Here is a 14,219-nt window from a genome sequence, read left to right on the forward strand (position 1 = left end):
GTCAGCTCCCCGTCGAGCGCACGAGCGCGGCCGCGGTGCGCAGCAGGATGCAGATGTCCTGCCACAGCGACCAGTTGTCGATGTAGGCGTTGTCGAAGCGGGCCCGGTCCTCGATCGAGGTGTCGCCGCGCAGCCCGTTGATCTGGGCGAGTCCGGTGATGCCGGTCTGCATCCGGTGGCGGGCCGCGTAACCCGGGTAGCTCTGGCTGAACTGGCCGACGAAGTACGGCCGTTCGGGGCGCGGTCCGACCAGGCTCATGTCGCCCCAGAGCACGTTCCACAGCTGGAGCAGCTCGTCCAGGGAGGTCTGGCGCAGGAAGCGGCAGAAGCGGCTCATCTGGATCTCGCCGGCGACGCTCCACCGGGTGGCGGCCTCGTGCTCGTCGACCGGGCGGTGGGTGCGCAGCTTCAGCAGGGTGAAGGGGCGGCCGTCCTTGCCGATGCGCTCCTGCCGGAAGACGACGCCCGGCCCGTCGGTGAGCCGGAGCACCGCCGCGCACACCAGCAGCAGCGGGCTGACCAGGACCAGCGCCGACCCGGAGACGGCGATGTCGAGGACCCGCTTGCCGATGCTGCCGCGCCGCCGCGAGCCCATCTCCAGCCTTCGGCAGGAGAACCCGGCGAGCTGGTCGCGCATCTCGTACGCCGGTGAGTCCGCGTCGACCTCCCAGACCACGCAGCCCGACTCGGCCAGCGCCCGCAGCAGCGGGCCCTGTTCGGTGCGGACGGCGGGGTGGACGGCGAGGACGGCCCGGACGCCGTTCTGGATGAGGGCCCGCTCGACCTCCTCGCCGCTGGTCAGCACGGGCAGCCCCGCGGGGCCCTCGGGGTGCTCGGCGACCACGCCGACCGGGCGTACCCCGCAGCCCGGGTGGCGCAGTACCGCGGCGGCGACCCGCTGGGCGGTGGCGGCGGGGCCGATGACCAGGGCGGCGCGCGGCCGGCGCAGCAGGGCCAGGCGGCGCCGCGAGTGCACCAGGCCGCGGCCCGCGCAGGCCGCCACCGTGTGCAGGGCGAAGCCCAGCAGCAGGGCGCGGGCGGACAGCGCGCGGTCCGGGTTCCAGGCGGCGACGACCGCGGCCAGGCCCAGCCAGACGACGGCGATCCGGCCGCAGACGGAGGGGAGTTCGTCGAGGACGCCGGCCACCCGCCGGGTCGAGGGCGGGCGCAGCAGTATCGCCCCGGACATCAGCAGCCCGACCAGGACGGGCCGGTGGGTGGCCTGGTCGAGCGCGGCCGCGCCGAGCAGCGCGGCACACAGGTCGGCGGCGAGCAGCGGCGCCGGGGAGGCGGGCCGCGCGGGCGGCCGCCGCAGCGGGAACCGGAAGCCGCCGGCGGCGCGCGGCGGGAGGACCGAGACGGGCGAGAGTCCGTGGTCCCGCGGCTGCGCGCCGGGGGAGGGGACGGTGCTTTCCGCGGTCACGAGTGGATGGACTCCCTGCACTCGAAGGACACCAGCGGCCGCCCGCCGAGGAGTTCGCGGTACAGCCCCGCGACCGCCTGCGCCGTGCGCCGCACATCGTGCGTGGACAGGACGTGCCGGCGCCCCCGCTCGCCGAGCGACGCGCGCAGCCCCGGGTCGAGCAGCAGCCCGGCGACGGCCCCGGCCAGCACGCCCGGCCGCCCGGGCGGGACCAGGCAGTGCGCGGCGTGCGCGGACGGCAGGCTCTCGCGGGCGCCGTCGACATCGGTGACCAGGACCGGCCGCCCGCAGGCCATCGCCTCCAGCGGGGCCAGCGCCATGCCCTCCCAGCGGGAGGGCAGCACCACCAGGTCGGCGGCCCGGTACCAGGGGAGGACGTCGGTGACGGCGCCCGGGAACTCGACGGAGGCGGGGGCGATCCGGCGCAGCGCCTCCTGGTCCGGTCCGTCGCCGACCAGGGCCAGCCGGGCGTCGGGCACCCGGCGCAGCACCTCGGGCCAGGCCTGCAGCAGCAGGTCCTGGCCCTTCTGCCGGCACAGCCGCCCGACACAGACCACCAGGGGCCCCGGCCGGCCGTGCGGGGAGGCGCCGGGGGTGAAGCGTTCGGTGTCGATGCCGTTCGGTACGACGGCATACGGGGCGCGGACACCGGCGCGTACGCCGGTCGCCCGCTCGGCCTCGCTGACACACACCACCTGGTGCGCCCAGCGCGCGCCCCACCGTTCCCAGCGCAGCGCCAGCGCGGCGGTGGCCCCGCCGACCGCCTCGAAGGACCAGGCGTGCGGCTGGAACACGGTCGGGACGCGCCCGCGCACGGCCAGCCGGCCGGCGAGGCCCGCCTTGGCGCTGTGGGCGTGCAGCAGTTCGGGCCGTACCTCGTCGAGGAGGCGGGCGAGCCGTCGTACCTCGTCCCGCAGGCCGGTGCCCGGGGAGCGCTCGGCCTGCCAGGGGCGCACCTCGGCGCCCAGGTCCCGCGCGCTCGCGGCCAGTTCGCCGCCGGGGCAGGCCACCGTGACCCGCAGACCGGCCGTGAGCTGGGCCTTCGCCAGGTCCAGGACCACTCGGGCCACCCCGCCCTCGACGGGTTGCGTCAGGTGGAGGACCCGTGGCCGAGGGTCGGGTGCTGATCGGTGCATACGCGGGATTCCTCGCTCACGGGGGGCGCTCGGGACTGCGGGCGGGAACGCGCCGCACTACTGCACGTCCACGGCGGCGAAGAGCGCGCCCGCCCACGCCGCGTCGCGCTGGGAAACGAGACGGAAGGTCGGCTGGTCACCGCCCTGCGCGAGACCAGTACCTAGATCGAACACATCCGAGTCGTAGCCGAGCGTGTTGGCGTACGCCGGTTCACGCCGGGCGCTTACCGGGCCGGGTTCGTTGATCGTGGAGTTGAGTACGTCGTCGGCCGGGTCGGCGGGGTCGCCCAGGGGGAGGGGGGTCTGGTCGGCGGTGGCGTACGTGAGCGAGTCGCCGGTGGTGCCCCGGTCGCCGTTGTAGGCCACCAGGCCCACCCGGCCGCCGGCGCCACGCGGGACATGTAGCCCGTTCAGCCGTACCTCGGCCGGGGTGCCGAGGGAGTCGAAGCCGTCCCAGAGGGAGAGCGCGCGCAGTGGTTCGGCCGGGTTCTCGTACGCCACGACCAGCGTCCAGCCGCCCCAGGCACCGGGCCGGGACTTCCCCATGGCCGTGTTCACCTGACCGACCGTCCACAGGCCGGAGCCGCTCGACCGGACCAGGCGGGTGACGTCCGCGGAGGCCTGGAAGGCGTCGGCGCCACCGCCCACCCGGTGGCCCACCACGGTGTCGGCGAGCAACTCCTTGTACTGGCCGCCGGGTTCGGCGATCAGCACCCGCTTGTCGTCCTTGGCCGGCTTCTGCTCGCCCACCAGCAGATTGCCGCCCCAGTACAGCCGCGCGTACGTGACCCGGGAGCCCGCAGGCAGCAGCACCTCGGCGCGGGAGGAGTCGTAGGTGTTCGGGTCGTCGTCCACGTCGACGTAGAACATGTCGAAGTTCCCGTTCACCGCCGGGACCCGGCCCTCGCGCGCGGCCGCGCAGGGCGGCTCGGAGGGCGCGGCGTTCGTCGTACGGCAGCTGATGGTGGCGTTGGCCGCGCGGGCGAAACCGCCGTGCAGCACCGCGTGGTAGCGCTCGGCGAAGGGGATGCGCGGGGACTCGCCGGCGGGCGGGGCGGTCGCCCGGGCAACGCCCGGGGCCCAGATCGCGGCGAGGGCGAGCGCGCTCGCCGACGCACGGCACAGCAGCGGGCCCAGGGGATTGCGCATGGCCGGCTTCGCCCTTTCGGGAGAGGAGGGGGAGGCGGGGGAGGCGGGAAGAGTGCGACGGGATGCCCGTACGGGTAAGTCAGGAGACCCGCAACTCTAGTCGCTATCCGTACTAATCCATTGAAACCGGACAAGTGTGTCGGAATGGTGAAGGCGGCCTCTCGGGAGATCACTCCTTTGGCGGCACAACCCGGGCCGGTGCCGCGCGTTGACACAGCGCTGGGCATCCGCCCGGATGTTTGTTTCGATCCCAAGGAGTACCTCTCCATGTCGCGTATCGCGAAGGGCCTGGTCCTGTCCACCGCCGCCGTCGCGGCCGTCGCCGGCGGCGCCGGTGTGGCTGCCGCCGACAGCGGTGCGAACGCCGTCGCCGCGCACTCCCCGGGTGTGCTGTCCGGCAACGTGATCCAGGTTCCGATCCACGTGCCGATCAACGTGTGCGGCAACACCATCAACGTGATCGGCCTGCTGAACCCCGCGTTCGGCAACACCTGCGTCAACGACTGACGCGACAGCAGTTCCCTTCGCCGGCCGTCCGCCCACGCATCCCGCGCGGGCGGACGGCCGGTTTTCTGCCCGAGGGCTGGTGGCCGCGCCGGACTCCCTCGGGGGATCTCATATGTCTTCCGGGCGCGGGGTTTCCGGCCCGCGAGGGCGTCGTTAGGTACGGCGTCAGCATTTCCGCAGGTGGCTTGCGTTGCCGAAAGTCGCCGAAGAAAGGAACACGATGAAGTCCCTCAAGGCCGCCGCCGTCGTCGCCGGTTCCGTGGCTCTCGCCGGCGTCGCCGCGCCCGCGTTCGCGTACAGCACCGCCGACCTCACGCCCTCCAGCCTCAACGGCGCCGTGAACACGCTCACCAAGGGCCCCATCGACCTGAACCAGGCGATGCCCCTGCAGCACCAGTCCAACGCGCTCGACACCGAGAACAAGGACTCCGTGCTCAGCACCGTCAAGGGCGCGGCCGGCAGCCTGAACCAGCACAACCCGCTGCTCGGCGGCCTGCCCCTGCAGGGCTGAGACGAGCAGGCCGGGCCCGCCGCAGGGCCGTTCGAGGGACACCGTTCGAGACGTCGAGAGGTGTCCCTCGTTCGGGTGGCGGGGGCCGCCCGGGTCCGCCGGTCGGGTGAGCGTCCGCCCGGCCGCCCGGCGGCCCGTCGATAGGGTCGCGCGGTGACCTCAACCCCAAGCGCGACCCGCCCCTTCCGCGCCGCCGACCTCGGCACGCTCGTCATGCTGGCCTGGAGCGGCGAGGCCCCCGACGGCACCGACATGCCCTATCTGCTGGTCTATCCCCTCGGTGACTCCGCCGCCGGCCCCGAGGCCGCGACGGCCGCCGTCGCGGCGCTGCTGGAGAACAACGGACTGCCGGTCGGCGGCGACCTCGTCGACGGCACCGCCCGGCCCAGCCTGCCCGTCACCCTGCTCGTCCAGTCCGGTGTCGCCGTCCTCAATCTGGCCCCGCTCAACGCCCAGTGCCCCACGCCCGAGGAGTGGCTCGCCGCCGTCGGCGAACGCGGCTACGCCTACCTGGTGTTCACCACCCGCCCCTGGCCCGAGGCCCAGCCCGGCAGGCCCGTCACCCCCGAGGCGCTCAAGGAGTTCGCGGGAGCCGAGGAGACCCTGACGGCCGCCGCGCACGTCGTGCTGCCGGCCCGCAGCCTGCGCGGCTGATGTCCGGCACCGCGGGCGCCGGCCGGGGGTTCGCGCTGCTGACGGTGATCGCGGGCGCGGCCGGACTGCTGGCCTCCTGGGTCATCACCCTCGACAAGTTCAAGCTGCTGGAGAACCCGCGCTTCGTCCCCGGGTGCAGCCTGAACCCCGTGGTGTCCTGCGGCAGCGTGATGAAGAGCGACCAGGCCTCGGCGTTCGGATTCCCCAACCCGATGCTGGGCCTGGTGGCCTACGGCGTGGTGATCTGCGTCGGCATGAGCCTGCTGGCCGGCGCCCGCTTCCCCGGCTGGTACTGGCTGGCCTTCGACGCCGGCTGCCTGTTCGGCGTCGGCTTCGTCTCCTGGCTGCAGTTCGAGTCGCTGTACCGGATCGACGCGCTGTGCCTGTGGTGCTGCCTGGCCTGGGTCGCCACCATCGTGCTGTTCTGGTACGTCACCTCCTTCGCCGTACGCCACCGCTTCCTGCCCGCGCCGCGGTGGCTGCGCGCGTTCCTCGGCGAGTTCACCTGGGTGCTTCCGCTGCTGCACATCGGTGTCGTCGGCATGCTGGTCCTGACCCGTTGGTGGGACTTCTGGACGAGCTGATGAATGGGATGAACGGGATGGGTGACCAGCCGACTAATGCTGCACCCGGGCGAATTGTGAACTGATGCCGTTTTCCGGCTCGTTACCCGGTACGGACGTCGCTCCCCCCTCGTTCTCCCTCGCTCCGGAAAGGGCCCGTACCTGACATGAAGCCGACCACCCGAGGAACCCTCGCCGCCGCCGTCACGGGAGTCGCGGCCGCTGTGGCAGCCGTGGGCGCCGCCGCCGTGCCCGCCGCCGCGGCCGGCACGGTCCCGATCCCCGTGCCCCTGGACGGCGTCGAGAAGTCCCTCAACATGGAGGTGCCCAAGCTCGGCATGGAGCTGCCGCTGCTGATGCCCGGCGCCCCCGAGGGCCCGCGCTACGTCGAGGGCCACCTCCTCCCGGACCGCGCGCTGCCCCAGCTGCCGCTCAGCGGCGGACTGCCCGGCGTCGACCTGCGCGCCCCGCTCCCGCACGTCCTCGGCGACCGCTTCGACCACGTCGGCGTCTCCGCCCCCGCCGGCGACCTGCGTACCCTCGCCCCCGGCCTGTCGGTGGACGCCCCGCTCACCGCGCCGAACCCGAACAACTTCGGCCTGCCCGGCCTGAAGCAGCCCGAGGTGGGCCTGCTCGCCCCGGTCGTCCAGACCGTCGCCGGCGGCGACCTGGGCGCCGGACCCGGTCTGTAGCCGCCGAAACCCCCTAACTGCCTTCGCGTACACGGCCGTTTCGGACCCGCCGTGCACCGGATGGCGGCGCGGCGGTGACCGGGCGGCCCCTCGGACGGTTACCGGTACCGACAGTGGTCGGTGAACCGTACGAGGAGTGAGCATGGTCGTCGGAGTCGGTGGTGTGGCGGTGGGCGCGGAGCCCGGGGCCGGGCAGCCGGACAGAGCCGGGGCGGGCAGACCCACGCGGCGCGAGGTGACCCGGGGGCTGTTCGCCTCCGCGGCGGCGCTGGCGCTCGCCCCGGTGGTCGCCGCCTCCCGCCCGGTGCCCTCGGTGGACGGGCCCGCGGGCAGTTCCTTCGACGAGACCTACCGGGGCCGCCGGATCCGGGGCGTCCTGGTGCCCGCGGCGGGACGGGCCGCGGCGGGCGGCGAGTGGCAGGTCACGGTGGACGGCCGGCCGCTGCATCTGATGCGCCGGGCCGACGGCACCTGGCTGAGCATGGTCGACCACTACAGCTCGTACCCGACCCCGCTGGAGGCGGCCCGGGCGGCCGTCGACGAGATCGGGCCCGGGCAGCGGCTGCGCGACCTGGCTCCGGGACCGATGGGCGGTGGACACATGAACATGGGGGGCGACCATGGCGTACACGCGTAAGGACGTCAGCAGGCTGACGGCCGGCGAGCGCAAGCGGCTGGTGAAGGCGTTCCTGGAGGTCAAACGCCGGGGCGAGTACGACGAGTTCGTGCGGACGCACATCGAGTACTACACCTCCGACGGCGAGGACGGGCTGCGCGCCGCCCATATGGCGCCGTCCTTCCTGCCCTGGCACCGCCGCTTCCTGCTGGACCTGGAGCGTGCCCTGCGCCGGGTGGACTCATCGCTGACCGTGCCGTACTGGGACTGGACCCGGGACCGCACCCGGACCTCCGTGCCCTGGACCAAGGACCTGCTCGGCGGGAACGGCCGGGCCCGGGACCAGCAGGTGATGACCGGCCCGTTCGCCTACTCGGCCGGGCACTGGACCATCAAGGAGGGCATCACCGACGGCGCGTTCCTCGCCCGCGACCTCGGCCGCGCCCGTGATCCCCTCCAGCTGCCCACCCGGGCGGAGCTCGGCTGGGCGCTCGACGACCCCACCTACGACGTCGCGCCCTGGGACTCGACCGTCACCCGCGGCTTCCGCAACAAGCTGGAGGGCTGGGGGACCGGCAGCGGCAGCGCGTCCTGGCACAACCACAACCGGGTGCACCGCTGGGTCGGCGGCGCGATGCTCGGCGGGGCCTCCGTCAACGACCCCGTCTTCTGGTTCCACCACGCCTTCATCGACCTGCAGTGGGAGCGCTGGAAGGCCCGGCACCGCGGGCCGCGCTACCTGCCGGCCGCCCCGCCGGGCGTCGCCGACCCCCAGCACGACCGGATCGTCGCCCGCCGCGAGAAGCTGCCGCCGTGGGACGTCACCCCGGAGTCGCTGGAGGACGTGAGCCGGATCTACCGGTACGGCTGAGGCGCTCTGGAGACGGGAAGAGCCCCGGTGCCATGGGCGCCGGGGCTCTTCCGTGTGCGGTGGCTCAGTGGCCGTAGCCGCCACCCTTGTTGTCGCCGCCCTTGTCGTGGTGGCCGTTGTTGACGCAGGTGTTGCCGAACGCCGGGTTCAGCAGGCCGACCACGTCGATGGTGTTGCCGCACAGGTTGACCGGGATGTTGACCGGGACCTGGATGACGTTCCCGGACAGCACGCCGGGCGAGCCGACGGCCTCGCCGTTGGCACCCGCGTCGGCCAGGGCCAGGCCGGCCCCGCCGATCACCACAGCGCCGGTGCCGAGGGCGACGGCGGCAGCCTTCGCGATGCGAGACATCACGTTCTCCTTCTTGTTGCTCGGGGAGTGCGGCGGCAGGACCAGCCGCCGCACTCCCCGTTCAACGCCGCGACCTGCACCTGGTCACGCCGATCACGGGACGATCACTCCAAGGGCCGGGATCACGGCAGCTGTCGTAGCGGGGAGCCCGCCAGGAAGGCGCGGATGTTCTCCACCGCCTGGCCGTAGTACGTCGTGTAGTTGGCGTAGGAGACGTAGCCGAGGTGGGGGGTGGCCAGCAGGCGGGGGGCGGTGCGCATCGGGTGGCCGGCCGGGAGCGGTTCGAGGTCGAAGACGTCGACGCCGGCACCGGCGATCCGGCCCTCGTGCAGGGCGGCGAGCAGGGCGTCCTGGTCGACGATGGCCGCGCGGGAGGTGTTGACGAGGTAGGCGGTGGGCTTGAGGAGGGCGAACTCGGCGGGCCCGAGCAGTCCCCGCGTACGGTCGCCGAGCGCCAGGTGGACCGAGACGAAGTCGCTGGTGGCCAGCAGGTCCTCCTTGCTCGGCGCGGGTTCGACCCCGACCTCCTCCGCGCGCTCCTTGGTGAGGTTCTGGCTCCAGGCGCTCACCCGCATCCCGAAGGCGAGCCCGACCCGGGCGACCTGGCCGCCGATCCTCCCGAGGCCGAGCAGCCCCAGTCGGCGGCCGTGCAGATCGGCGCCGACGGTGGACTGCCAGGGGCCGCCGGAGCGCAGGTTCTGGTTCTCCCGGACCACCGAGCGGGCCAGCCCCAGCAGCAGCGCCCAGGTCAGTTCGACCGGCGGTGCCGAGGAGCTGGCGGTACCGCAGACGGTGACCCCGTTCGCCTCGGCGGCCGCGTAGTCGATGACGGTGTTGCGCATGCCGGAGGCGACCAGGAGCCGGAGCTGCGGCAGCCGGTCCAGCAGGGAGGCGGGGAAGGGAACCCGCTCGCGGAGCGTGACGACGATGTCGAAGCCGGCGAGGGCGGCGGCGAGTTCGTCCTCGCCGGTGAGGTGCTCGCGCAGCGAGACGACCTCGACCTCGCCGGACAGGGCCGACCAGTCCCCGAAATCCCCGGCCACCCCTTGGAAGTCGTCCAGCACCGCACACCGAAGACGCATTGCTCCACCGTACCGGCCACCACGGAGCGTTCCGGGGTGCGTGTCAGAATGAGGGCGCCCGTTGTCCGTCCGGTCTTCATCGAGGTCGTACCGTGTCCCAGCCCGTCGGCCGCGTGCCGCAGCGACGCAACGCACGGTCCAACCGGGCGCGCATTCTGGCCACCGCCCGCCAGGAACTCGGGCGCAACCCCGACATCACCCTGGAGGAACTCGCCCGCGCCTCCGGTGTCGTACGGCGCACCCTCTTCGGGCACTTCCCCGGGCGGGCCGCGCTCCTGGAGGCGCTGGCCGAGGAGGCCGCCGAGACGCTGCAGGCCGCCGTGGCCTCGGGGGCGGAGACGGCGGAGCCGGCCGAACGGGCGCTCGCGCGCTTCTCCCTGTCGCTGTGGCCGGTGGGCGACCGCTACCGGATGCTGCTCGCCCTCGCCCAGCGGGACCTGGGCCCGGAGCGGGTCACCGAGGTCCTCGCACCCGCCCGGATCCGGGCCACCGCCATCGTGGAGCGGGGACAGCGGGAGGGCGTCTTCCATCCCCATCTGCCGCCCGCGGTGCTCAGCGCGGCCCTGGAGGCGATGACGATCGCCCTGCTGGAAGAGGTCAACACCGGGGCGTTCGAGGACGACGGCACACGGGTCGCCGCCGCCACGCTCATCGCGGCCGGGGTCCCGGAGCGGGAGGCCCGCGCGGTCGTCGACGCCGTCGCCGCCGAGACCGCGCCGGAGGACACGCCGGAGGACACCGCCGCCGACGGCGGCTGAGCCTGGCGGCCCGGCCGCGGACCCGAAGGAAGCAGAACAGACCCCGGTGCATCGGCACCGGGGTCTCGTCGTCTGTGCCGCCCCTTCTTTAGTTACCCGCGCATGTGCAATTATCTTGCCGTACTTTCCCCTCGTGACGGAGAAGCGCAGTGACCTTCGGCGGACCACACGACCCGACCTTCTCCCCGCCCGTGCGGGCGGCCGTCCTCGGCGGCCGCTACGAACTGCGCCGACTGCTCGGCTCGGGGGGCATGACCCAGGTGTACCTCGCCCACGACCTCCGGCTGGACCGCCCGGTCGCCGTGAAGACGCTGCGCGCCGACCTCGTCCACGACTCGCTGCTCCAGGAACGGTTTCGCGGCGAGGCCCGGTCCACGGCCTCGCTCAACCACCCTGCCGTCGCCGCCGTGTACGACACCGGCGAACATCCGGTCCACGGCGTCGGGCTGCCGTACCTCGTGACGGAGTACGTCGACGGCACGACCCTGCGGGAGGCCCTGTACACGGAGCCGCCGCCGAGTGTCGGGCACGCGCTGGAGATCACGGCCGGCGTCCTGCGGGCCCTCGCCCACGCCCATCACTGCGGCATCGCGCACGGTGACATCAGACCGGCCAACGTCATGCTGACCTCTGCCGGCCGGGTCAAGGTGCGGGACTTCGGGACCGCGCGGTACGACGTCGACGCCGGCTCCGACCTGTACGCCACCGGCTGTCTGCTGTACGAACTGCTCACCCTGTGCCCGCCGTTCACGGGCGACCCGGCCACGGCGGAGACGGACCGGTCGAAGGCGGACGCGATCGTGCTGCGCGCGCTGACGGAGGACCAGGAGTTCCGCTACCGGTCCGCGCAGGAGATGCTCGCCGACGTAGAGGCGTGTCTCGGGGCGCCGCCGGTGGCGGCCGTCGGCCCGCACGAGGAAGGCGGGGAAGGCGGGGAAGGCGAGGAGGGGGAGGAGGGGGAGGAGGGGGAGCGGGCGGCGGGCGGGCGGCGGGGCGGGACCGTCGCGCTGGCCGTCGCGGGTGCGGGCGTCGTCACCCTGGGGCTCGTCCTCGGCTGGTACATGTTCGGGCGCGGTACGGCCGACGACGGCCGGACCGACGTCCCCGACCTGGTCGGCCAGACCCTGGCCCAGGCCCGGAGCACGGCGGGCAACGTCGGCCTCACGGTCACCGTCGCCGACCGGGAGCCCTGCGCGGATCAGCCGAGGGGCCGTGTCTGCGAGCAGAGCCCCGGCGACGGCGAACTCGCCAAGGGCGCGGCCGTCTCGGTCACGGTCTCGACCGGGGCCCCGAAGAAGCGGGCGCCCGGGTCCACGGCGACCGCGACGGCGGCCGAGGAGGCGGCGAAGGCCACCGTCCCGGATCTCACCGGGGCGACCCTGAGCGAGGCCCGGAGCCTGCTGGCCGGGGCGGGGCTGGAGCTGGGCCGGACGACCGAGGTGGAGAGCGGTGCCGAGGCCGGGACCGTGATCGGGCAGAGCGCCGCCTCCGGCACCGGGGTCGCGCCGGGCACCTCGGTCGACGTCGAGGTGGCCGAGGCCGTGCGGACCGTGCGGATACCCGACGACCTCGGCGGCGCGACCCTCGCCGAGGCCCGCGACGAACTGGGCGCGCTCGGCCTTCAACTCGCCGTCGCCACCGGGTACTCCCAGGACTCCGACGCCGTGGTGACGTCGAGCGGCCCGGCCGCCGGGAGCGAGATCGCCGCGGGCGGCACCGTGGTCGTCACCACCGAGAAGCCGAGCGAACAGTCGTCGGCCGGCACGACACCGACCGACGGAACCGCGACCAAGTCGGCGACGACCGAGGCGGGTTAGGGCGGCGGCGGTCGTGTGCCTTCCGGGGGCGCGTGCGGGGGTGCGGCCGTCGGCGAGGCCGCGTCCCCGTCGTCGGCGGTCGGCGTCCGCCGGGGTCGCGGTCGCGCGGGGCCGGGTGTGCGGGTGCGGGTGTGCGGGTGCGGTTCGGGGGATCCGTGGGTGCGGGCTGGGCAGAGGGGCGGGAAAAGGAAAGGGGGACGGTGCCGGGGGGGCGGGGGGTCCCCGTCCGGCACCGTCCCGGGGCCGTGCGCCGCTCAGGCACAGCCCGTTCCGGGGGAGTGCGGGCCGGAGCGGTGTCCGGCCCGTCTTTCGGTGGGGGTCAGTCGACGCCCACGGTCTCGGTCTCCTGCGGGGCGGGCGCCGGTTCCTCCCGGCGGCGCCGGTCCGCGCTCTTGCGGCCGGGCAGGACGGCGACGACGATCATGGTCGCGGCGGCCATGATGATGCCGCCGATCAGGCTGGTGTGGGCGACGGCGTGGGCGAACGACTCGTGCACCGCCTCGACCAGGGCCTGGGCCTGCTGCACCCCGCCGCCGGGGGTCTTCGCGACCTGCTCGGCGACGGCGAGCCCGCCGCCCACCGAGTCCTTCGCGGTGTCCAGCGCGGTCGCCGGGAGCTGACCGCCGACCAGGTCGCTCAGCCTGTCCTTGTAGGAGGTGGCGAGCAGCGAGCCCAGGATGGCGATGCCCAGCGAGCCGCCGAGTTCCAGCGCGGTGTCGTTGGCGCCGCCGCCGACGCCCAGTTCGGACTCGGGGAAGGAGCCCATGATGGTGTCGGTGGCGGGGGACAGGCTCAGGCCGATCGCGAAGCCGAGCACCAGCAGGGTCGGCAGGAAGTCGGCGTACGTCGAGCCGGAGTCGACCCGGGTCAGCAGGAGGACGCCCGTCGTGCCGATCGCCATGCCGATGCCCACCACCGCCTTCACCCCCAGCTTCGGCGCCACCCGGCCGGTCACCGCGGCGCCGGCGAACACGGCACCGGCCAGCGGCAGCAGTCGTACGCCGGTCTCCAGGGCGTCGTAGCCGAGCACGAACTGCAGGTACTGGGTGGAGTAGTAGATCGAGCCGAAGGTGCCGAAGAAGAAGAACAGCACGGCGAGCATGGAGCCGCCGAAGGGGCGCTCGGTGAACTTGCGGACGTTCAGCATGGGGTTGGGGTGGCGCAGCTCCCAGGCGGCGAAGGCGACCAGGCCGACCCCGGCGACCACGGCCGCGGCGATCGGGCCGGCGCCCCAGCCGAAGTGCGGGCCCTCGATGGTCGCGTAGACCAGGGAGCCGACCGAGACGATCGACAGCAGTCCGCCGACGTAGTCGATCCGGCCCATGCCCTCGGCCTTGGACGGCGGTACCAGCAGCAGCGCGCCGACCACGCCGACCACGGCGACCGGGGCGTTCATCAGGAACGTCGAGCCCCAGGCGTGGTCCGCCAGCAGCCAGCCCGCGGCCAGCGGACCGACCGCGATGGCGAGACCCGAGGTGGCCGACCAGGCGGTGATGGCCCGGGCGCGCTCCCCCTTCGGGAACATCGCCACCAGCAGGGAGAGCGTGGCCGGCATCACGACGGCCGCCCCGACACCCATCACCGCGCGGGCGGTGATGACCAGTTCCGTCCGGTCCACCAGGCTGCCCAGTACCGCGCCGCCCGCGAAGACCAGCAGACCCACGATCAGCGCCCCGCGCCGGCTGTACTTGTCGCCGATCGAGCCGAGGACGAGCATCAGCGCGGCGTAGGGGACGGTGTAGCCGTCGATGACCCACTGCAGATCGCTGCTGCTCAGGCCCAGGTCCTTCGTCATGTCCGGCGCCGCCACGATCAGCGACGTGTTCGCCATGACGACGATCAGCAGGCTCAGGCAGAGCACCAGCAGCGCCCACCAGCGGCGCGGATAGGGCTCCGTGGTCTTCTCGGCGGGTGTCTTCACGGAGAGCGGCATCGAAAGCTCCTCGACGGGAGGTAGGGGGAAGCAGGGAGGGCGGTTAATTGCCCATCGGTGTGCAGACTAGTTTATTGCCCGTCGGTGTGCAACTATCGAGTCGTTCCCGGCCCTGGCCTGGCCGGCCCTGGCCTGGCCGGCCCTGGCCTGGCCGG

Annotated in this window: 15 protein-coding genes; 9 read left to right on the plus strand and 6 right to left on the minus strand. The window is 73.6% G+C overall.

The genetic code is table 11. From position 1 onward, the window contains the following. Position 1: 1 nt before the first annotated feature. The 3 genes from ACIPSJ_RS02325 to ACIPSJ_RS02335 are packed head-to-tail and all read right to left on the minus strand — an operon-like array spanning position 2 to position 3,708. Complete coding sequence (locus ACIPSJ_RS02325; protein WP_359222413.1) at positions 2–1,423, minus strand: exopolysaccharide biosynthesis polyprenyl glycosylphosphotransferase; 1,422 nt, start codon at positions 1,421–1,423, stop codon at positions 2–4. Continuing rightward, positions 1,420–2,559, minus strand: coding sequence for a glycosyltransferase (locus ACIPSJ_RS02330; RefSeq protein WP_401342830.1), 1,140 nt, complete (start codon positions 2,557–2,559; stop codon positions 1,420–1,422). Before ACIPSJ_RS02330 ends, ACIPSJ_RS02325 begins: the two co-directional genes overlap by 4 nt. Positions 2,560–2,616: 57 nt before the next feature. After that, positions 2,617–3,708 carry a DUF3344 domain-containing protein gene (locus ACIPSJ_RS02335; RefSeq protein ID WP_401342832.1) on the minus strand — a complete coding sequence of 364 codons (1,092 nt, stop codon included), beginning with the start codon at positions 3,706–3,708 and terminating at the stop codon, positions 2,617–2,619. A gap of 267 nt (positions 3,709–3,975) precedes the next feature. On the opposite strand from ACIPSJ_RS02335, the gene ACIPSJ_RS02340 reads away from it, so the two are divergent. The 7 genes from ACIPSJ_RS02340 to ACIPSJ_RS02370 all read left to right on the plus strand — a co-directional run bounded on the left by ACIPSJ_RS02340 (position 3,976) and on the right by ACIPSJ_RS02370 (position 8,122). Continuing rightward, entirely contained in the window at positions 3,976–4,215 is a 240-nt protein-coding gene (locus ACIPSJ_RS02340) for a chaplin (protein WP_355711821.1), read from the plus strand. Between the two features lie 220 nt (positions 4,216–4,435). After that, positions 4,436–4,726: a hypothetical protein gene (locus ACIPSJ_RS02345; protein ID WP_355711819.1), complete on the plus strand. Its 291-nt coding sequence runs from the start codon at positions 4,436–4,438 to the stop codon at positions 4,724–4,726. A gap of 153 nt (positions 4,727–4,879) precedes the next feature. Next, positions 4,880–5,380, plus strand: a complete 501-nt coding sequence (locus ACIPSJ_RS02350) for a DUF5949 family protein (RefSeq protein WP_401342835.1) — start codon at positions 4,880–4,882, stop codon at positions 5,378–5,380. Next, positions 5,380–5,964 (plus strand): vitamin K epoxide reductase family protein, encoded by a 585-nt coding sequence (locus tag ACIPSJ_RS02355; protein WP_401342837.1) that lies wholly within the window; start codon positions 5,380–5,382, stop codon positions 5,962–5,964. Before ACIPSJ_RS02350 ends, ACIPSJ_RS02355 begins: the two co-directional genes overlap by 1 nt. Positions 5,965–6,110: 146 nt before the next feature. After that, positions 6,111–6,635: a hypothetical protein gene (locus tag ACIPSJ_RS02360; RefSeq protein ID WP_393793220.1), complete on the plus strand. Its 525-nt coding sequence runs from the start codon at positions 6,111–6,113 to the stop codon at positions 6,633–6,635. 142 nt (positions 6,636–6,777) lie between these two features. After that, the gene (locus ACIPSJ_RS02365; protein WP_359223651.1) at positions 6,778–7,272 is read left to right on the plus strand and encodes a tyrosinase family oxidase copper chaperone; all 495 of its coding nucleotides are present in this window, start codon (positions 6,778–6,780) and stop codon (positions 7,270–7,272) included. Further along, positions 7,256–8,122, plus strand: a complete 867-nt coding sequence (locus ACIPSJ_RS02370) for a tyrosinase family protein (protein ID WP_401342840.1) — start codon at positions 7,256–7,258, stop codon at positions 8,120–8,122. The genes ACIPSJ_RS02365 and ACIPSJ_RS02370 overlap by 17 nt, the downstream gene beginning before the upstream one ends. Before the next feature lie 64 nt (positions 8,123–8,186). Here ACIPSJ_RS02370 and ACIPSJ_RS02375 read toward each other — a convergent pair whose 3' ends face one another. Further along, positions 8,187–8,474, minus strand: coding sequence for a chaplin (locus tag ACIPSJ_RS02375; protein WP_355711807.1), 288 nt, complete (start codon positions 8,472–8,474; stop codon positions 8,187–8,189). Between the two features lie 122 nt (positions 8,475–8,596). Continuing rightward, positions 8,597–9,556, minus strand: a complete 960-nt coding sequence (locus tag ACIPSJ_RS02380) for a D-2-hydroxyacid dehydrogenase family protein (protein ID WP_401342842.1) — start codon at positions 9,554–9,556, stop codon at positions 8,597–8,599. 92 nt (positions 9,557–9,648) lie between these two features. Between ACIPSJ_RS02380 and ACIPSJ_RS02385 the strand changes: the two genes are divergently transcribed. After that, a complete protein-coding gene (locus ACIPSJ_RS02385) occupies positions 9,649–10,314 on the plus strand; it encodes a TetR/AcrR family transcriptional regulator (RefSeq protein WP_401342844.1) in 666 nt (221 codons plus the stop codon). A gap of 149 nt (positions 10,315–10,463) precedes the next feature. Continuing rightward, positions 10,464–12,131 (plus strand): PASTA domain-containing protein, encoded by a 1,668-nt coding sequence (locus tag ACIPSJ_RS02390; RefSeq protein ID WP_401342846.1) that lies wholly within the window; start codon positions 10,464–10,466, stop codon positions 12,129–12,131. 319 nt (positions 12,132–12,450) lie between these two features. Here ACIPSJ_RS02390 and ACIPSJ_RS02395 read toward each other — a convergent pair whose 3' ends face one another. Then, positions 12,451–14,064, minus strand: coding sequence for an MFS transporter (locus ACIPSJ_RS02395; protein ID WP_401342848.1), 1,614 nt, complete (start codon positions 14,062–14,064; stop codon positions 12,451–12,453). Positions 14,065–14,219: the final 155 nt, after the last annotated feature.

This window comes from Streptomyces sp. NPDC090088, assembly GCF_044747345.1.
Lineage (GTDB): Bacteria > Actinomycetota > Actinomycetes > Streptomycetales > Streptomycetaceae > Streptomyces.